Annotated in this window: 17 protein-coding genes and 1 tRNA gene; 4 read left to right on the forward strand and 14 right to left on the reverse strand. The window is 33.3% G+C overall.

Annotation, left to right across the window (positions count from 1 at the left end; all coding sequences use genetic code 11):
* Nucleotides 1-7: 7 nt before the first annotated feature.
* The gene (locus J3495_RS13630) at nucleotides 8-2,044 is read left to right on the forward strand and encodes a ComEC/Rec2 family competence protein (RefSeq protein ID WP_210667096.1); all 2,037 of its coding nucleotides are present in this window, start codon (nucleotides 8-10) and stop codon (nucleotides 2,042-2,044) included.
* A gap of 9 nt (nucleotides 2,045-2,053) precedes the next feature.
* On the opposite strand, the gene J3495_RS13635 is transcribed toward J3495_RS13630, so the two are convergent.
* The 6 genes from J3495_RS13635 to J3495_RS13665 form a co-directional block, all read right to left on the reverse strand.
* Nucleotides 2,054-2,503 carry a thioredoxin family protein gene (locus tag J3495_RS13635; protein ID WP_210667097.1) on the reverse strand — a complete coding sequence of 150 codons (450 nt, stop codon included), beginning with the start codon at nucleotides 2,501-2,503 and terminating at the stop codon, nucleotides 2,054-2,056.
* 259 nt (nucleotides 2,504-2,762) lie between these two features.
* Complete coding sequence (locus tag J3495_RS13640) at nucleotides 2,763-3,221, reverse strand: thioredoxin domain-containing protein (protein ID WP_210667098.1); 459 nt, start codon at nucleotides 3,219-3,221, stop codon at nucleotides 2,763-2,765.
* Nucleotides 3,222-3,453: 232 nt separating this feature from the next.
* A complete protein-coding gene (locus tag J3495_RS13645) occupies nucleotides 3,454-3,921 on the reverse strand; it encodes a thioredoxin family protein (protein WP_210667099.1) in 468 nt (155 codons plus the stop codon).
* Nucleotides 3,922-3,974: 53 nt separating this feature from the next.
* Nucleotides 3,975-5,459: a peptide MFS transporter gene (locus J3495_RS13650; protein ID WP_210667113.1), complete on the reverse strand. Its 1,485-nt coding sequence runs from the start codon at nucleotides 5,457-5,459 to the stop codon at nucleotides 3,975-3,977.
* A 1-nt stretch (nucleotide 5,460) separates the two neighbouring features.
* Nucleotides 5,461-7,329: a peptide MFS transporter gene (locus J3495_RS13660; RefSeq protein ID WP_236025467.1), complete on the reverse strand. Its 1,869-nt coding sequence runs from the start codon at nucleotides 7,327-7,329 to the stop codon at nucleotides 5,461-5,463.
* 37 nt (nucleotides 7,330-7,366) lie between these two features.
* Nucleotides 7,367-9,538 (reverse strand): S9 family peptidase, encoded by a 2,172-nt coding sequence (locus tag J3495_RS13665; protein ID WP_210667100.1) that lies wholly within the window; start codon nucleotides 9,536-9,538, stop codon nucleotides 7,367-7,369.
* A 183-nt stretch (nucleotides 9,539-9,721) separates the two neighbouring features.
* Between J3495_RS13665 and J3495_RS13670 the strand changes: the two genes are divergently transcribed.
* The gene (locus J3495_RS13670; RefSeq protein ID WP_210667101.1) at nucleotides 9,722-11,020 is read left to right on the forward strand and encodes a hydroxymethylglutaryl-CoA reductase, degradative; all 1,299 of its coding nucleotides are present in this window, start codon (nucleotides 9,722-9,724) and stop codon (nucleotides 11,018-11,020) included.
* A gap of 92 nt (nucleotides 11,021-11,112) precedes the next feature.
* Nucleotides 11,113-12,033, forward strand: coding sequence for a GYDIA family GHMP kinase (locus J3495_RS13675; RefSeq protein WP_210667102.1), 921 nt, complete (start codon nucleotides 11,113-11,115; stop codon nucleotides 12,031-12,033).
* Nucleotides 12,034-12,055: 22 nt separating this feature from the next.
* Here the strand turns inward: J3495_RS13675 and J3495_RS13680 are convergent, their stop codons facing one another.
* The 7 genes from J3495_RS13680 to J3495_RS13710 all read right to left on the reverse strand — a co-directional run bounded on the left by J3495_RS13680 (nucleotide 12,056) and on the right by J3495_RS13710 (nucleotide 19,023).
* The gene (locus J3495_RS13680; protein ID WP_210667103.1) at nucleotides 12,056-12,490 is read right to left on the reverse strand and encodes a hypothetical protein; all 435 of its coding nucleotides are present in this window, start codon (nucleotides 12,488-12,490) and stop codon (nucleotides 12,056-12,058) included.
* Between the two features lie 292 nt (nucleotides 12,491-12,782).
* On the reverse strand, nucleotides 12,783-14,882 hold the full coding sequence (locus J3495_RS13685) for a peptidylprolyl isomerase (protein WP_210667104.1): 2,100 nt from the start codon (nucleotides 14,880-14,882) through the stop codon (nucleotides 12,783-12,785).
* Between the two features lie 108 nt (nucleotides 14,883-14,990).
* Nucleotides 14,991-16,250 (reverse strand): hemolysin family protein, encoded by a 1,260-nt coding sequence (locus J3495_RS13690; protein ID WP_210667105.1) that lies wholly within the window; start codon nucleotides 16,248-16,250, stop codon nucleotides 14,991-14,993.
* 3 nt (nucleotides 16,251-16,253) lie between these two features.
* A complete protein-coding gene (locus tag J3495_RS13695) occupies nucleotides 16,254-16,448 on the reverse strand; it encodes a hypothetical protein (protein WP_210667106.1) in 195 nt (64 codons plus the stop codon).
* 13 nt (nucleotides 16,449-16,461) lie between these two features.
* Nucleotides 16,462-17,016, reverse strand: a complete 555-nt coding sequence (gene lptC, locus J3495_RS13700; RefSeq protein WP_210667107.1) for an LPS export ABC transporter periplasmic protein LptC — start codon at nucleotides 17,014-17,016, stop codon at nucleotides 16,462-16,464.
* A gap of 50 nt (nucleotides 17,017-17,066) precedes the next feature.
* The gene (locus J3495_RS13705; protein ID WP_210667108.1) at nucleotides 17,067-18,296 is read right to left on the reverse strand and encodes a hypothetical protein; all 1,230 of its coding nucleotides are present in this window, start codon (nucleotides 18,294-18,296) and stop codon (nucleotides 17,067-17,069) included.
* Nucleotides 18,289-19,023, reverse strand: a complete 735-nt coding sequence (locus tag J3495_RS13710; protein WP_210667109.1) for a type III pantothenate kinase — start codon at nucleotides 19,021-19,023, stop codon at nucleotides 18,289-18,291. The genes J3495_RS13705 and J3495_RS13710 overlap by 8 nt, the downstream gene beginning before the upstream one ends.
* Before the next feature lie 143 nt (nucleotides 19,024-19,166).
* Between J3495_RS13710 and J3495_RS13715 the strand changes: the two genes are divergently transcribed.
* Nucleotides 19,167-19,239: transfer RNA gene (locus tag J3495_RS13715), tRNA-Phe, on the forward strand.
* A 90-nt stretch (nucleotides 19,240-19,329) separates the two neighbouring features.
* Here J3495_RS13715 and J3495_RS13720 read toward each other — a convergent pair.
* On the reverse strand, nucleotides 19,330-19,563 hold the full coding sequence (locus tag J3495_RS13720) for a transposase (RefSeq protein ID WP_210667110.1): 234 nt from the start codon (nucleotides 19,561-19,563) through the stop codon (nucleotides 19,330-19,332).
* Nucleotides 19,564-19,649 lie beyond the last annotated feature (86 nt).

A 19,649-nucleotide genomic window follows, 5' to 3' on the forward strand; every position in this document is an offset into this window, starting at 1 on the left:
AATTCCTATGAAAGTATTAAACTTCCCATTGATCAAAATTACCATCAGCTTCGTTTTGGGCGTTATGGCTTGCTATTATCTAAAACCGTCAATTTATTTGGCTTTAGGCGCACTCGCTTTTTGTGTAACAATTTTGTTTTTTCTATATTTTTTAGCTAAGGACAAGAAGACCTTGCAAACTCATTTTGGCGTAAGTACCTATTTGACTTGCTTTTTTATCGGAATCACAACATTATTATTTCATAACGATTCGCAGCAAAAATCACATTATACTCATTGCAAAAAAGCTTTTGCAAAACCACAATTGATAACCATGACGGTGCGTGAAAAGTTAAAAAGTAATGACTACAACCAACGTTATATTGCCATAATAAAAAGGATAGAAAGCAACTATTATTCTGGTAGAATTATACTCAATATTCAAAAAGACGGCACGGCAAACGAGTTGCAAATTGGAAATATAATTCAAATACAAACTACTCTGCACCCGCACAGTTTTCCTAAAAACCCCAATCAATTTGATTATGGTAGATACCTGATTGATAAGCAGATTTATGCACGAATTTACAGCGAAAAATCAGCCATAAAAATTAGTAAAACACTCCAAAAAGACATTTGGTATTATACCTCACAATTACATTCCAGGATCATTCATAATCTCGAAAAAAATCACTTTAGCATTCCGGAAATGAATGTAGCTTTGGCACTTATTTTAGGTCAACGCCAAGAAATTGCCTCCGATATTATTCAGGATTATCAGTTTTCCGGAGCTACACATATTCTGTCTGTATCGGGTTTGCATGTGGGTTTTATAATGCTTTTTATCACTTTTCTTTTAAAACCAATTCCAAATAATCGAAAGGGATCTTTATTAAAATTAATTGCGATTATAGGCTCGCTAATCGTTTTTGCGGTTGTCTCAGGTCTTTCTCCATCTGTATTACGCTCGGTTGTTATGTTCTCCTTTCTGGCCATTGGAAATCACTTGCGCAGAAACGGAAACATTTACCATACTTTACTGGTGTCTCTGTTTTTGATTTTACTTTTTGAGCCTTATTTTTTATTTGATGTAGGTTTTCAATTGAGCTATTTAGCCTTGTTTTTTATTCTTTGGCTCCAACCTTTATTAAAACAATTTTGGAAGCCCAAAAACAAAATATCAGACTATATCTGGAATGTATTAACCGTTTCTATCGCCGCACAAATTGGTACTTTGCCGCTCTGTTTGTATTATTTTCATCAATTTCCAGGATTATTTTTTATCACAAATATTGTGATTTTACCTTTTCTCTCGTTTATAATGCTGGTTGGAATTGTGGTGGTTCTTCTGGCCGTCATTAACGCAAATCCGCTATTTTTGATTAGAATTTTCGAAAAAAGCATTTATTGTTTAAATCAAATTATTCATTTTATTGCTTCATTTGATTTTTTTGTCATCCGCAATATTCATTTTAATTTACCTTATTTAATTATCTTTTACATCTTAATATTTGCTAGTATTATTTGGCTTAAACAACCCACTTACACCAAATTATCGATGGTTTTATTTACTGTAATTGCATTGCAGATTGCTTTTATTCATACCAAAAAGAAAATAGATCAAACAGAAGAGATAATTGTTTACAACATAAAAAACAAAACCTTAATTTCTAAAAGAAACGGGCATGAAATCACTCTCTTTGCAAGTGATTATTTGAGTAAAAAAGAATCTCAAGACAAAATTTTAAGCTCTTATTTAATTGAAAATTCAACTAAAGTAAAAGCAATTCATAAGATTAAAAATGCCTTGTTTTTTAAAAGTAGTAAGATTTTTATAATAGACAGTTCTGGCATTTATAAAAATAATATACAGCCTGATATCGTATTTTTGATACAATCCCCAAAAATAAATGTAGCGCGGATGTTACAAGATTTGCATCCAAAAATAATTATAGCCGACGCTTCTAATAGTTACGCTCTTCAAAAATACTGGAAGGCAACCTGCGCAAAAAAAAACATCCCTTTTCATGCAACTACAGAAAAGGGATATTATAAAATTGAGTAGAACTTTCGTTTATTCGGGACGTAAAATAGCATTTGCTTCTATTATCCATGCTCGCACTCCACCTGAATTATACGGAACCTTGCCTAAAGCATTAAAAGTGGTTTTCATCTTTTTAATAGATGCAAGGGCTAGACATACTTGAGGCAATTCCTCTGTGCCAAAAGCATTTCTTATCTTAACGTTTTGTTCTCTCTCTGCATCAGAAATTGTAGTATTGGACAAATCAAGCTTTAATAAAATAACATTATCACGCGACCAAACAGCAAAATCTGGTGTTTTAAAAATATCATCTTCAAATTTTTGCGAGACACCGGCTGCAGTAAAATAAATGAGCAATGGTTTTTTTTGTTCATTACTTATTGCAATAGCATCGTTTAAGTTTGTTTTCCAAACCAAATTCTGCGACTTCATTACAAATGAACCGAAAAAAAACAGTAGAATGAGTAGTTTTTGAGTCATAAAAATAGGATTTGATTGTATTTATTTGGCCAAATTAACATAATATCCTCACTAAACAAATGAAATTAAGATTAAAATTTTAAAAAAAATACAATAAAAAGAAATTGATTAATAAAACAGCATAAAATTACTAAAATAAAAATAAAAGTTACTTTAAATAGCAAAACTATGATTATCCGATTATTTCAAAATAAAACCCTTTCTGCAACTTGTGCAAAAAGGGAGTCTACAAATTCAACTTAAAAACGTAATGTAATACTTATTCTGTATCGCTAGGATGCAAAATAGAATTTGATTCGGATATCCAATATTTGGCGCCACCCGGTTTATAACCAATTTTTCCTAGAGCGGTAAAAGTGGTTTTGTTTTTTCGTACTGAAGCTCTCGCATAACAAACCTCGGGTAATTCATCTACTCCAAAGGCATTTTTTAATCTCAAATTTTGCTCTTTCGTTGTTTCGTCTGCATTAATATCTGATAAGTCAAGCTTTACAAGCACTACATTATCACGTGACCAGACAGCAAAGTCTGCGGTTTTAAATACTTCATTTTGTAAATCACTTGGAGCACTTGCAGCTGTAAATAAAATCAACATAGGTTTACCTTCTTCATTACTAATTGCCATTGCATCATCCATATTTGTTCTCCAAACTGGGCTTTGGGCATGCAGGCAGCAGGAGCCTAAAAAAAATAGTAGTATAAGTAATTTTTTAGTCATAACGATTTGGTTTTGGTTAGAATAGTTACAACGAAATTAACATTATATTTTAATTTTCCAAATTTATTTAGTATTAAAAATAAATTATGTGTTTTTTTAAAGCTAAAAAAATATCAAAACAATAATTAAAGCACGATTAAACAACACTAATTATTCGAGTTTTCTTACGTAATGGGCAAAAAAAATCTCCTTATACTTTCATATAAGGAGATTTTTAAATTATGTTTTTTTTCTAAGATTTTTTTGGATGCACAATTTGCTCTGCAACGGTTAACCATGCTGCCGCCCCTCCTGACACATAACCTGTTTGCCCAAGACCTTTAAAATTTACTTTCCCTTCTTTGCTTTCAGCACTAGTAAAATATATAGTAGGAAAACCCTGAATGCCAAAAGCTTGCTGCAATTCTGCATTTTGATTTTTAATTTCTGGTGTTTGGGCAGTTCTTCTTGGATAATCTAATTCTACCAAAATAACATTCTCACTTGCCCATTTAGAGAACTCTGGAGTCTTCAAAACTTCATTTTGCAAACGGATGCACCATCCACACCAATCACTTCCCGTAAAAAACAATAGTAAAGGTTTTTTTTCTTTATTACTTATTGCAACTGCTTCTTTTACATCTGTATGCCATTTTAACTCTTGCGCCTGCGCTACAAATGCTCCGACAAAAAACAATGTTATTAAAAATATTTTTTTCATAATCGTTTTAATTTTTTACAAATCTAAACAAAATTTGAATTGTAAAATGTCGTCTATTTTACTTCTTGCATTAATTTTCTAATAATTGGTGAAATTGCAATTAAAATTACTCCGGCAACAACAGAATAAATGGCCAGTTGATAATATCCTTCTGTGTAAGATTGCAGTTTAGAGACCAAAGTATCACCTGTATTTGATCTGGATATTTCGGCGCCTAGTTTTCCTGCGAACAATTGTCCGAACGCACTTGCCAAAAACCACAATCCCATCATCATACCAAATAACCTTTTTGGAGACAGCTTCGTGATAATTGACATTCCGATTGGACCTAAACAAAGCTCCCCAATAGTGGTTATCAAATACGCAAAAGTAAATACGTTTAAAGAAGCGATACCTTCAGAATTTGCAAAGAACTTCGTGAGGTAAAAAATATAAAAAGAAGCTCCCAAAAACAAAAATCCAATTCCGAATTTAATCAAGGTATTAGGCTCAATTCTTTTCTTTCCGAGCCAAATCCACAAGAGACCAATAAGCGGACTTAAAACCACTACAAAAAACGTATTCGAACTATTATTTACCACATTAGGATCAATGGTAAAAAACAACAGATCATCGCTCAAATTATCCTTCGCAAAAAGCGATAACGAACCGCCGCTTTGCTCATAGATTGCATTAAACAATAAATAAAAGAATACAAACAAAAAGGCTGCAAATAGCTTTTTCTGCAATTTTACATCTCCTAACTTAATCAGCTCATACGTAAAATAAAGAACCGCTACGATACCGATTGTGTACATGAAATAATCGGTGTAATCAGTATTTTTTACCATTATAAAAATAAAAGGCAAACTTAAAATAGATACCGTATACACGGCTATTTCGCGAATTCTTCTTTTACTAGGCTCTAAATTCAATAAAGGAGAATCTCCGATTGGGCCTAAGTATTTTTTTGTAAATAAAAATGTAACTAAACCTAAAAACATTACAATTGCCGCAGACAAAAAGCACAATTGCCAAGAATAAAATTTACCCAAATAAATACATAGCGCACCTCCTAAAAGGCCTCCCACATTGATACCCGCATAAAACATTCCATAACCTGCGTCTCGTCTGTTGTCCTCTTCGTGATACAATTCTCCCACCATTGAAGAAACATTTGGTTTGAAGAAACCTGTTCCAATAATAGAAAATGCAATACCATAATAAAACATAGTCTGCGGAGAAAAAGCAATCAAAAGATTCCCAAGAATCATAACGATTCCGCCAAAGAATAGTGATTTTTTAAATCCTAATACTTTATCAGCAAAAATACCTCCGATAAAGGTGAAAGCATATACAAAAGCCTGAATGGCTCCATATTGTAAATTAGCATGTTCATCTTTCAACAAAAGCTGATCTACCATAAAAAATGTAAGAACTCCACGCATTCCGTAAAAACAGAAACGTTCCCACATTTCAACAAAAAACAAATGCCACAATTGTTTTGGATAATTTCCCTTAAAATTCTGAATTTGTTCTAAAGTTATGTTGTTCTCCATATTATCTAACGCCATGCATCATTTTTTTCAAGAAAGGAGTCAAAGCAAATAAAACTATTGCTGCAAGACCTGTCAGAACAACAAAAACCATAAAAAATTCGTATAAATTGTGGATTGTAAAACCTGCGAATTCTGGATATGAAACTGTAATAACATTTTTTTCTTTAAGAATATCTAATTCTTTTACAGTAAACGTGGTGTCTTTTGCAGTAAAATTATTTACAAATTTCACATTCGTCTTTTTAGCTACTTCTTTCTGACTTTTTATTTCAGCGATAGTTTCAATTTTTTTCTCTACATCCAAATTAAATTCTTTCGCTTTTTCCTTGTCAATTCTTGCTATCTGTAATTGCGCTAAAGCAAATAATTCGGCTCCATTTGCCACAGACTTGTTTTCTAATATCGATTCTAAATCTATATTTACTTTTTCAGCCGCTTTATATTTATCTCCAGTTGGAGGCAAAATAGAACCTAAAGTTCCACCCAAGGCATAACCTGAAGCATTAGACAAAAAGAAAACACCAAATAACAAAGAAGCAAAACGTTTTGGAGATAATTTACCTACCAACGACAACCCAATTGGCGACAAACACAACTCAGCGCAAGTATTTAAAAAGTATAATAAAATAAGCCATTTTACTAATAACAACCCTGAAGTTCCTATATAAGAAACCTGAGTAGCAATCATAAAGAAACTTACTGTAATAACTACTAAACCTATCGCTAATTTTACTGGTGATATCGGTTCTTTACTTTTTGCTCTTAAATAATCCCATAAAATACTAAAAGGAACCGCAAGAACAACTACAAATAAACCGTTGAAGATTTGAACCATTGACGGAGGCATTTGCCAGCCAAAGAAATTTCTATCGGTTTGGTTGTTGGCAATAAAAGTCAATGATGAACCCGCCTGCTCAAAAGCTGCCCAAAAGAAAATAATAAAAAACGAGACAATATAAATTACGATAATTCTATCTCTTTCGATTTTTGTTAAAGAAGAATCAGAAATGATCAATCCTGCCAACGCTAATCCGCTTGAGTAAATTAAAGTATAAATTAAATTTTGACCAACTACGTAGTGAAAAAACAAACCTAAAATAAAAAATGCAACTCCAGCCCCAATTAAAGCTCTATTAGAAAAATTGGCTTTCTGTGCCTCTCCTTCTTCAAAATCTTCAGCCACATTTTTAGAAGGCAATCCTCCTAATTCTCTTCCATCTGGCGAGACAACATATTTGTTTTTTAATACATAAAAAAGTAATGTCCCTAAGAGCATTGCAACAGAAGCAGCCAAGAATCCCCATTTAAATGCATGAATATCTCTAATACCACCTGTATCAACAACATCACCTAATAAAGGACAAATAGACTGTCCTAAAAAAGCACCAATATTAATCCCCATATAGAAAATAGTAAAAGCGGTATCCAGTTTTGTCTTTTCCTGTTTTGGATACAAACTACCCACCATACTCGAAATGTTTGGCTTAAAGAATCCATTACCAAATACTATCGTTCCAAGTCCACAATACATGATAATCTTCGCTAAGCTTAAATTTGAATCAAAAATACTACCGCTGGTAAACAACAATAATTGCCCGATCGCCATCAATAAACCGCCTAATAAGATACAATTTCTGTTTCCTAAAAAACGATCGGCTACAAAACCACCCAACATTGGCGTTAAATAACAAAGACCAAGAAAACCTCCGTAAATCAGCGAAGCTTCTTCTTCTTTCATTAATAATGAATTCACAAGAAATAACGTCAATAAAGCTCGCATTCCATAAAAGTTGAATCGCTCCCACATCTCCGTTCCAAACAATACCCAAAGTCCTTTTGGATGCGCCGTTTTTACTTGAGTTTCTTCCATATTATCATTATTTATTTAAGGTTAATTTAAAGTTTTATTATAGATTTTCTTTGATAAAGTTAGTCATTTTATTATAAAGCTGAATTCTCGTTGCTCCTCCATAAATTCCATGGTTTTTGTCAGGATATATCTGAGAGTCAAATTGTTTATTCGCTTGAATCAAAGCTTCCATCATTTGCATCGAATTTTGTACATGAACATTATCATCACCAGATCCGTGAATCAATAAAAACTTTCCTTTCAATTTAGAAACATGATTTATTGGAGAATTCTGATCGTAACCGCTTGCATTTTCCTGTGGTGTCTGCATGTATCTTTCTGTGTAAACACTATCATAAAAACGCCAGTTGGTTACCGGAGCTACGGCAATCGCCATTTTGAAAACATCGTTTCCTTGAAAAATACAATTCGAAGCCATAAAACCTCCATAACTCCAGCCGAAGATACCAATTCTAGAAGCATCAACATACGGATAAGCACCAATTACTTTTGCAGCATCAATTTGATCTTCTACTTCGTATTTCCCTAATTCTTTTTGAGTAACTTTTTTAAAATCGGCTCCCTTAAAACCCGTACCTCTACCATCTACACAAGCAACAATGTACCCTTGTTGTGTAAGTGATAAAAACCAGTAATCATCAGTATTATTCCAGTCATTATTAACTTGTTGAGACCCAGGGCCAGAATACTGGTACATGAAAACAGGATATTTTTTAGAAGGATCAAAATCTTTTGGTTTCAAAATCCATGCATTTAATTCGTTTCCTTTAGCCGTTTTTAAAACAAAAAAATCTTTAGATGGTAAGTTGTAATCTTTGAGTTGCGCTTTAAGTGCTACGTTGTTTTCGATTACCTGTATCTCTTTTCCGGTCTTTGCTTCGTTTAAAGTATAAGTTGTTGGTTGCGAAGCACTAGAAAAAGTATTAATAAAGAATTGGAAATTAGGGCTAAAAGTCGCCACATTTGTTCCGGTGTTTTTAGACAAACGCACTTTGTTTTTTCCGTCTAAAGCAATGCTGTATATGTCTCTGTTGATAGAACCATTTTCTGTAGATTGAAAGAAAATAGTTTTGTTTTTTTCGTCAAAACCATAATAGGAAGTTACTTCCCAATTGCCTTTTGTCACCTGGTTTTTAAGCTTCCCTGTTTTATCATACACATAAATATGATTGAAACCGTCTTTTTCACTTGTCCAAATAAAACTGTTGTCTTTTAAGAATGTCAAGTTGTCCGTAACGTCAACGTATGCCTTATCTTTTTCATTCAAAACCACTTTTGCAGTAGCAGCATTTCCGTCAATAAACAATAAATCAAGATTGTCTTGGTGGCGATTTAAAACCTGAGCCGACAAAATATTTGCGTCATTTGTCCACTGTAATCTTGCAATATAAAAATCGTTATAATTTCCTAAATCTACTTTTTTAGCAGCATTCGAAACCACATCATAAAGATGTAAAGACACTACTGAGTTTTTCTCGCCTGCTTTAGGATATTTGAAAGTTTCTACCGTTGGATACAAATCTTTATGAAACATTGACATCGAAAACTCAGGAACTTCACTTTCGTCAAAACGAATGTAAGCCAGTTTTTTACTGTCCTTACTCCAATCAAAAGCTCTTACAAAAGCAAACTCTTCTTCGTAAACCCAGTCGGTTATCCCGTTGATGATCGCATTTTTCTTTCCGTCTGTGGTAACAGCTGTCGATTTTTGCGAAGCCAGATCATACACATACAAGTTGTTTTCTTTAGCGTAAGCAATTTTTGTTCCGTCAGGCGAAAAAGTAGGCTCCTGAACCTGAAAATCAAAAAGCTTGGTTATTTTTTTTGACGCAATATCGTATAAAAAATAATCTGCGGTAAAAGAGTGACGGAAAATTTTATTTGAATTGCAAGCAATTAAAATCTTTTTTTCCGCTGCATCAAAAGCATAACTATCAATTCCGTTTTCTAGCTCTTTATAATTTTTACTGTCTACTAAATTGGTTACTTTTTTTAGTGTTGCAAAATCATACAAATCAATTTGCATGCTTCTGCTGGCCTGATCTACATTTAAAACAGTATACTGATTGGTGTTTTTTAACGATTGTAATTCGTCCATTCCTTTTGCACGAAATGCACCGCTATATATTTTTTCAACAGTAATTTTTTGTTGTCCAAAAACGGTAGCAACTAAAAATAAAAGTATTACAGTAATTTTACTTGTATTCATTTATGATTATTTTAAATATAAAAAAGAGTCCAATTTTACTAAAAAAATTAAACATAATACACATTTCAAGTGTTAAATGTTAAAAAAAATAACGATTGCGTACCTTTCAAAATTTAATATAATTACAAACAAAACCCTTAAATTGGTATCTTTGCGGCATCAATTCTATTTAAAATACTGAGAATGAACAACGCTGTTGCCGGATTTTCTAAATTATCCAAAAAAGAAAAAATAAGCTGGATTGCCAATGAGTACTTTTCAAACCCCGAAGAAGCACTGGCTATTATAAGAAATTACTGGAATTCAGACGAAAAACTCCAACAATTACACGATGAATTCATAGAAAACACAATCACCAATTTATACATTCCGCTCGGCGTGGCTCCTAACTTTTTGATCAACGGAAAGTACAAAACCATTCCGATGGCCATCGAGGAAAGTTCGGTTGTGGCTGCCGCTTCAAAATCGGCCAAATATTGGGCAACACGTGGCGGATTTAAAGCGACTGTAATCAACACTGAGAAAATCGGACAAGTACATTTTACATACAACGGTGATTCTCAAAAATTAGCAGATTTTTTCACTAACATTAAACCCAAATTTTTCTCAGACACGCAAAGTATTACCAAAAATATGCAACAACGAGGAGGAGGAATTCTGAATATCGAGCTTCGTGACAAACGAAATTTGCTCGAAAATTACTTTCAACTTCATGCTACTTTCGAAACAAAAGATAGTATGGGCGCCAACTTTATTAATTCTTGCTTAGAGCAATTTGCCACTACTTTAAAAACAGAGGCACAAAATGCAGGTTTAGATCTTGAGGTCGTTATGAGCATTTTGTCCAATTATGTCCCTAATTGCATCGTTAAAGCCGAAGTTTCGTGCAATGTCGAGGATTTAACCGAAAAACACATTCCAAATCCACACGATTTTGCAGCGCGTTTTGTTCAAGCCGTACAGATTGCAGAAGTCGAGCCTTTTAGAGCCGTAACACATAACAAAGGTATTATGAATGGCGTTGACGCCGTAATTTTGGCTACCGGAAACGATTTTAGAGCTGTCGAAGCCGGCGTGCATGCGTATGCTGCCCGAAACGGTCAATATTCAAGTTTGTCGCACGCCAAAATTGAGAACGGAATTTTTACTTTCTCGCTCGAAATTCCGCTGGCATTGGGCACAGTTGGAGGCCTGACTTCATTGCATCCGTTGGTTAAATTATGTTTAGAAATTCTCGAAAAACCCTCTGCCGAAGAGTTAATGCAAATTGTTGCAGTTGCCGGTCTGGCGCAAAATTTTGCGGCTCTCCGCTCCCTAACGACCACCGGAATTCAGGAAGGCCACATGAAAATGCATCTCAATAACATCATCAACCAATTTGAAGCTACGGATGAAGAAAGAAATTTAATCAAAATACATTTCAAAAAAAATGTAGTTTCTCACAGCGCCGTAGTCGAATTTATTCAAAATTTACGAAAATAATTAGCCGAAGCTATTCCCGCTGTCCGTTATATCTTTTGTGGCTAACCCCGCCACAAAAGGATATCACTTCCATCGGGGCTAAAAAATAAAGCATGAAAAGAACATTTTACAGTAACGGAAAACTCTTAATTACAGGTGAATATCTAGTTTTAGATGGCGCCAGAGCTTTTGCCTTACCCACAAAATTTGGTCAGAATCTTGTGGTCGAAAATGGCTCAGACAAACAAATACAATGGAAAAGTCACGATAGTGACGGAAAAATATGGTTTGAGGACACTATTTCATTCTCAGAAATAATTCATCATTCAAAATCAGAGGTTGAAACCGTAAAAACAACTTTAATCAACATCTTGCACGAAGCCTATCTTCTCCATCCTGATTTTATAAAAAATGCCGAAGGTTACCACATTACAACAGCACTTACTTTTCCAAAAAACTGGGGATTAGGCACTTCTTCTACTTTACTTAATAACATAGCACAATGGTTAGCAATCGATGCTTATACACTGCTTAAAAACAGTTTTGGAGGCAGTGGCTATGATATTGCCTGCGCCCAAAACAACACACCGATCGTTTATTATTTAGAAAACAATCTACCTGTAGTTGAAAAGGTCAATTTTGACCCCAAATTTACTAAAAACATATATTTTGTTTACCTCAATAAAAAACAAAGCAGCAAAGCCGCAATACATTCTTATCATACTCAAAAAAATAATAATTTAAAAGAAAAAATAACTGTTAACAATCAAATCACAGATGCTTTTTTAAGTACAGAATCTTTAACGGAATTTAGAATTGCAGTTGAGAATCACGAAATTCATTTAAGTACTATTCTACAAACAAAAACCATAAAAGAAAGCGAGTTCCCTGATTTTCCCGGAGCAATAAAAAGTCTGGGAGCTTGGGGTGGTGATTTTGTAATGGTTCTTTCTGATGAAAATCCAACTACGTACTTTATTTCAAAAGGGTACGAAACGATTATTTCGTACAACGAAATGATTTTAAAAAAATAAATTTAAGCAACATCAAGTACTGTTAAAAATTTACCCTTTTACCTTTTATAGGTTTAGGATCAAGATGACGAATTTTTTGAGTTTCCTGACCGTTAGATTCAATAAGGGTATTGTGCAAACGTTCTGCCATTTTTTCTATACTATTGGTTATAGAATCATATACCAGTTCCATTCTTCGGTGTTTCTCTTCTTTTACTGCTTTTAAAACATCCTCAACAAAAAACTTGTCGTATTTCTCGGCTACAGAATCGCGAGTGTTAGTTAGTCGGATAACATAATCATTACTTAGTATCGTAACTTTAAAATGTTGTTCTTCGTTACTTAAATAATATTTACCTCCCAATTCATCAACATTGATGTCAGTGCTACTAACTTTTAAAAGTTCCGTAATTATTCCAAAAATATGGTTCTCAATTTTGGAATATACTTTAGGTTTTCTTTTAAATAAATTAAACATAAAGTATATTAACTATTTGATTGTTAAAGTAATTTTTTACCATTCCCCAGTAATTTTTATATAATAATTTACACCAATCTTATCTGTTAAAATAAAAAGACTGGCAAATTAAATGCAATATTTTGGATATCACAAATTTTTTAAATTATATTTCTATTATTCCTATATAATTAGAGAAAAGATATTGATATTTACTACAAAAAGAATTAAAAATATGATTTATTATAAACAAACAAAACCCGAAATGTTTTCAAAACATTTCGGGTTAAGCTATTGAAATTAAATTATATAACTAGTAATTAAATTGCAGTCTGTTATCTTCAATTTTTGCATTGTTTTTCAAAGCTGGCAACACTCTACTTGCATCAGAAGCACTTTGCGCTTTTAATTTATCAACGTATGGAGCATGATTAGCAATTGCTGGAGCCTTAACAGTACTAATGTTTTTTACAACATAAACACCTGTATTTCCTTCAATTGGGGCAGAAATCTTGTTAGCAGCCAAAGCAAACGCCGTTCCTACAACTTTAGGTTCTTGACCAACTCCACCCGGTAAAACAGCATTTTCTAATGTAACGTTTGTCGCTTGTTGAACAGTTACACCAGCACTTTTAGCGATAGCTTCAAGACTAGAACCTGTCATTTTAGCTTTTAAAAGTTCTGCTTTTTTCTTGTTCTTCAAAATAGACTCTACATACGGTCTGGCCACTGTTACAGAAACCAAACCAGATTTGTTTTCACCTTTATATTGAGCGATTACATTTCCAACATTAGCGATTTCAAAACGCTTTACATCACCTTTGCTGGTTTCTTTGTCAAATGCCCATCTTACAATAGCACGTTGGTTTCCTAATGGTCCAAATGCCTCATCCATTGCTTTTGCAGTTATCGGAGTAGCAACTTTTAAACCTAAAGCTTTTGCAGTAGCGTTAAAATCTTTATCAGCAGCATCCATTTCAAACTTAGTTGCCAATGCAAATAATTTATCAGAAGTTGCTTCTGAAGGCTCTATTTTTTGAGCAATTGTAGCCAAACGAATTCCGTCTTGCTTATCTGTAATTTTGATAATATGAAAACCAAAAGCAGTTTCAACTAAACCAACTTTTCCAATACCATTTGCAAAAACAAAATCATTGAAAGGCTTTACCATTTGATTTGGTCCAAAATATCCTAAGTCACCACCTTGTTGTGCAGATGAATCATCAGAACTTGTAAAAGCCAACATCATAAAACTATCCGGATTAGCTTGTACTTGAGCAAGGATTTCTTCAGCTTTAGCTTTCGCTTCTTCTTTTGTTCTTTTTTCTTTTGCATTTGGTGTTTGAGACCCCTCATAACCAATTAAAATATGGCTAGCTTTTGCATTAACACCCGCTTTAAATCCTAGAGATTTAGAAATACAGTAGTATTTTCCAAAAACATAAGGACCATAAATAGCTCCCGGAGCCAAGCTAAACAATTTATCAGCATCAACAGCTGGTAAAGCATTTTTTGCTACATAAGTTGAGTCATAAGGAACATCAGAATTTGTATTTACAAATTCTGCAATGTTTTTGGCATTTCTAAAGCCAGGAACCGTATCGTTTTTACCCGTTTTAGCATTGTAAACAACACTTCCGTTTAATAATGACGTGATTCTAGATTTAATTTCTACTTCATCTTCTTTTGAAGGTTTGTCTTCAATTAAAACATAATTGATCTCACGAGTAGCATCCGCTTTGAATTTCTTCTCGTTTTTCTTCATGTAATCTACAATTTCATCATCTGAAATTTTTACCTCACTATCTTTAATAGAAGAATACAATCCGGCAGCATAAGCAAAGTTTACTTTGTTAGCTTCCATTTCATATTTCAACTTTCCTTCACTAGCAGTCGTGTAAAGTCCAGATTTGATTAATGTAGTGTAGATTTGATATTTTGCGTTTAATGCAGCATCTTTTTCTTTTTCAGTGATAAACTGAGCTGCTTCAGGATTTGCTTTAAAGTAATCTTTGAATTTTGCAAGATCAAACAATCCAGCAGCGTTTAAGAACATTGGATTTTTTCCGATGTTTGGATCTGCCTTTAGTACTTCGACAAGGTGCTTTTCACCCACTCTTAATCCTAATTTATCAAATTGAGTTGATAATAAAGCGATAGAAACCTCTTGATCCCAAACTCTGTTTGCAGCTTCTGTCGAGGTAATTCCTTGACCACTTTTTTCAACATTACTAACTTTAACTCTAAAGTCTTCAAATGAAATATCTTTTCCATCGATGCTTCCCACATCTTTTGAACTTTGACTAAAAGTACCGCTATTAAATAAATCTTGTATTATAAATGCAAATAATGCAAGTGCAATAACTCCTATCAATAATGCGGAACGCTGTCTAATTTTTGCTAAAACTGCCATTTTTATTATCGTTAATTTTATATTCAGTTTGCGAAAATACAATTATCTAGTTAATAACAATACAACTAGCCATTTATTTTACGCAATTTTTTTTATTAATAAAAAAAATCAGTCTTTTAAAGACATTTTTACTAATTCTATTTTCTTATTTGAGCATTCTTCGATCACAAAATGGTAATTTCCAATGGTAATTTCTTCTCCTTTTTGTGGGATTTCTTTTGTAAAATCAACAATAAAACCTCCTAATGTTCCGTACGAATCGCTCTCCGGAATTCCTAATTTATAGGATTCATTTAAGTATTCAACGTCAAATCGTGCAGAAAAAAGATATTTTCCAGCTCCCAGTTCCTGCTCGATTAATTCTTCGTCCAAATCATGTTCGTCTTCAATTTCACCAAACAACTCTTCGACAATATCCTCGATTGTTATAATCCCTGAAGTACCACCGTATTCATCCAAAACAACAGCTACATTTTTACGCTTTTTGATCAGCAAATTCAAGGCATCTTTTATCAAAATAGTTTGCGGCACAAACTCTACCGCCATTAAAACTGATTTTATAGTTTTTGGCTTTTTAAACAAATCAAAAGAATGCACATAACCCACAATATCATCAAGTGAATTCTGACTGACAACGATTTTAGAATACCCGGTTTCTATAAACAAAGCTTTAAGATCTGCCACACTATCAAACAAATCTATGTCTACAATTTCGGTACGCGGCGTCATGATATCCCGCGCCTTTACTCCCGAAAACTCTAGTGCGTTCTGAAAAATCTGAATTTCAGAATCAATTTCTTCATTATCTTCTACCGACAGCATTTGTTCTGTTATGTAATTTCCAAGTTCAATTTTGCTAAAATAAAGTTGCACCTGATCTCCTTCGGTTTTAAAAAATTTTCTTAAAATAAAATCTGAAATCCAAATAAAAAAAGTAGAGATATAATAGAATAATCGATAAAAAAGATACGCTGGAATAGCAAAAAACTTAATTAATGAGTTGGCGTAAATTTGAAAAAAAACTTTCGGAAAAAATTCAGCCGTTATCAAAACTATAAAAGTCGAAAGCAGCGTTTGAAAAAACAAAGTCGTATAATCTGAAAACTGAAAACCTAATCCCACAATCCATTTGAGGATTAAATCTCCCATAAAAAAACCATAAACTACAAGTGCCACATTGTTCCCAATAAGCATTGCTGCGATAAATTTTGACGGTTTTTCTGTAAGCTTGGTAAGTATTTGAGACAAAAAGTTATCTTGTTTCTTTTCGATTTCAAGATAAATTTTATTCGAGGAAATAAAAGCTATTTCCATTCCTGAAAAAAAGGCCGATAGTATTAAACATAGTATTATAATACTAATTTCCATTTTTTATTGTTTTTTGTTATGATCGCTCATTTTTTTAAGAAATCTTCTCCTGAAGAAAAACATAAATATGGCCATTCCGGCAATAATAAAGCTTAACCACGGATTATTATTTGGATCGTTTACCTTTGTTATTCCGTCATAAATAAAAAAACCTGCAAATAACAAGTAAACGAACTGTGTGTATTTCATGTAACCCATACTCTCTTTTTTTTTATTCTTCGGCTTCTATTTCGCCGCTTATTCGTTGCGAATTAATCACTTTAAAATCTTTACTAAAATCTATCCCCTGACCGTTTGAAATTCCTTTTGCATCGGTAAGTTTGAACTTTCTTTCGGTGTAAAACCATTCGTTTTTCTGATCAAAATAAAGTTGCTCCGTTTCCAGCATCTGGCCCGCTTCTGTCCTGATTTTTACTTTCCCTTGCAGGTCAATAATTCCGGTATTTTTGTATGAAACAGCATAATTGGAAGTGATAAAAGTACGCTTTTGTTTTTTATCATAAAGTGTCACATCGATACCTTTTGGATATTCGGTAAACGGAAAGTCAAGACTGGAATAATCAAGCATTTTTTTTCCTTTTAGAATACCTGTAATTCTACCTGAATCGGTATATCTAATATTGGCGTCATCTGTTTCTCCAGCAGGCACAAACTCTGAAAAGTTGATTTTCTGAACTTCTTTAAAATTACTTTCACAACCAAAAAACAGTGTCACAGCAAAAACTGTGACAGCGGTTATACTTTTATGTCTCTTTGGTACATTCATTTGCCAAATGTAGTAAATTGTAATGAGCTTAAAAAAACATCCAACTACGTTTAGTTGAATTTACTTTTCACGAACCATTTATCATTAAATGAGAAGCTCAGACTAAAATTAAGATAATTTTCCTGAACCAAGTTTGAAGATACTGTTCCTTTTTTTCCAAATTCAATTCCAAAGTTGACATTCGAAAAAGTTCCTGAGACTGGAAATCCAGCACCCAAATTCATTCCTAAGTCATTTATTGATTCATTATTAATGACCAAACCACTTTTCTCATATTTTAAACCAGCTCTATAGGTGATTCTACTAAAATAATTTGAAAATGAAGTGTATTTAGGTATAAAATAACCTCCAATAGCATATTTTGCATACTTTTCGTAACGCACATTTTCGCTTGTATTGTAGTAATTCTGAAACTGCCCATCTCCCTGAAAAGACAAACTTGTACCCAACAACCATTTTCTAACCTCTCCAATACCTACACCCATTGTAATCCTGTTCGGTAACATTAGGTTATTCACACTTGGATCGTATGTTTTAGGGTCCGGATCGCCATCTACCTGAATGCTTCTAACACTAGTTGATTTTAACGTACTAGAGAAAGTATAGTTTAAACTTGTAAATAAGCTTAGTTTTTTATCTAATTTTCGCTGATACATAGTACCAATATTAAAATTGGCGCCTGATATTTCAGAATCGGTATTTTCTCTGGTTCCATTTTGAACTCCAGAAATAATTTGTATACTTGAGGTTTCAATTTTACCAAAATTATATTGTACATCAGCTCCAATATTCCAGTTTGGCATTATTTTATATCCAAGTCCAAAAAATACTTTACTCAAGCCTCCTTTTCCTTCAAATTGACTACTTGTTGCACCTTCTGTCCCTGTATTGTTGTCTATAATTCTGTATCCCACAGAAGATAATGGAATCAAACCAAATGCCGCTCCAAATTTTCCAATTGGCAAACCAACCGCCAAATAATCAAATGTAGATCTTTGCGCTTTTGCAGATGCTGCATTTGTTTTTAATGTTGAAGTTGCAAAAGTACCTCCAATAGTAAAAACGGTTTGTCTTAAATTGGCATAACTCGAAGGGTTTTCAATATTCATGTGAATACTATCTTGTTCTACAGAAACACCTCCCATAGATCTGTTTTCGAGAGTCCCTTTGAATCTTACATCGCCAATTCCGTAGAAAGAATAAGGTGATGAAGTACCTTGCTGAGCAAATGAAACGAACGAGATAAGCAAACACGCGCTTATTATAATTTTTTTAATCATTGTTGATTTTATATTGAAATGTTTGGTTCAAACTCTCCAGTAAGAAATTTGAATTGGCAAATATGGTATTTTTTAATCGTTTAGCCAAAAAATCTGCATCGCCACCCGTTAAAATTATTATAAAATTTGAAAAATTCGCCCGATATTCATCGATAAACCCGTCAATCTCATAGACGAAACCGTTTACAACTCCAGAATGTATCGCCTGCGCAGTGGTATTTCCTATATAAGATTGAGGCTCCTCTAAATCAAGCAAAGGCAGTCTGGCCGTGAAGTTATGCAATGATTCGTAACGCAATCTAAGGCCAGGAGCAATCGCTCCACCCAAATATTGATCATTTTCGTCGATGAAATCGTAGGTTATGCAAGTTCCCGCATCAATCACCAATCTGTTTTGGTTAGGATATTGTAATGTTGCTCCGGCAGCCAAAACCATACGATCGATCCCTAATGTTTTTGGTGTTGCATACTTATTTACAAAAGGAAAAACATCTTCATGACTTAAAAAATGAAGTTTTAACTGTTTTTCGAAAGCCAAAAAAGATTGCTTTTCGATAGTTCCGACCGATGCAACGACCAAATCGGAGCAATTTTGAAATTTTTTTAAAATTTTTTTAATTTTTTTTTCGAGTTCTTTTTTCTCAAAAACAAAACTTTCCAAAACAGTACTTCCCTCAAAGACAGCAGCTTTAATTCTAGTATTACCAACATCAACTGTTAAAACCATATTTCGATATTTACAAATGCGAAGGTACGAATTGATTTTTTTTAAAAAATGTTTTGGATAAACTAAAAATCATCCTATATTTGCACCCGCAAACACGTTCACACAAACATTACGAAAGTAATTACAAAGTAAACATTAAGCAAGGTACCTTAGCTCAGATGGTAGAGCAATGGACTGAAAATCCATGTGTCCCTGGTTCGATCCCTGGAGGTACCACAAAACCCGAATAGCAATATTCGGGTTTTTTGTTTTTATACATTTTGCCGTTATTCTGGATCAAGACGAAAACCTGTGGAGTGATAAAAATTATGCATAAATAGTAGTGAGTCTAAAAAGGAAGTATTCCACATTCCTCACACCTCTGAATTTTGATCTGAATGCTTTTATTTTAGCATTGAATGATTCTGCAGAGGCATTAGTACTTCTGTTGTCAAAATAGTTCAATATCGTTTGATAATGATTCCTAATGGTACGAGAGATTGTACCGAAAGACTTAAACGGATCAACACGAAAACCTGTGGAGTTATAAAAATTATGCATAAATAGTAGTGAGTCTAAAAAGGAAGTATTCCACATTCCTCACACCTCTGAATTTTGATCTGAATGCTTTTATTTTAGCATTGAAT

The organism is Flavobacterium geliluteum (assembly GCF_017948595.1).
Lineage (GTDB): Bacteria > Bacteroidota > Bacteroidia > Flavobacteriales > Flavobacteriaceae > Flavobacterium > Flavobacterium flavipigmentatum.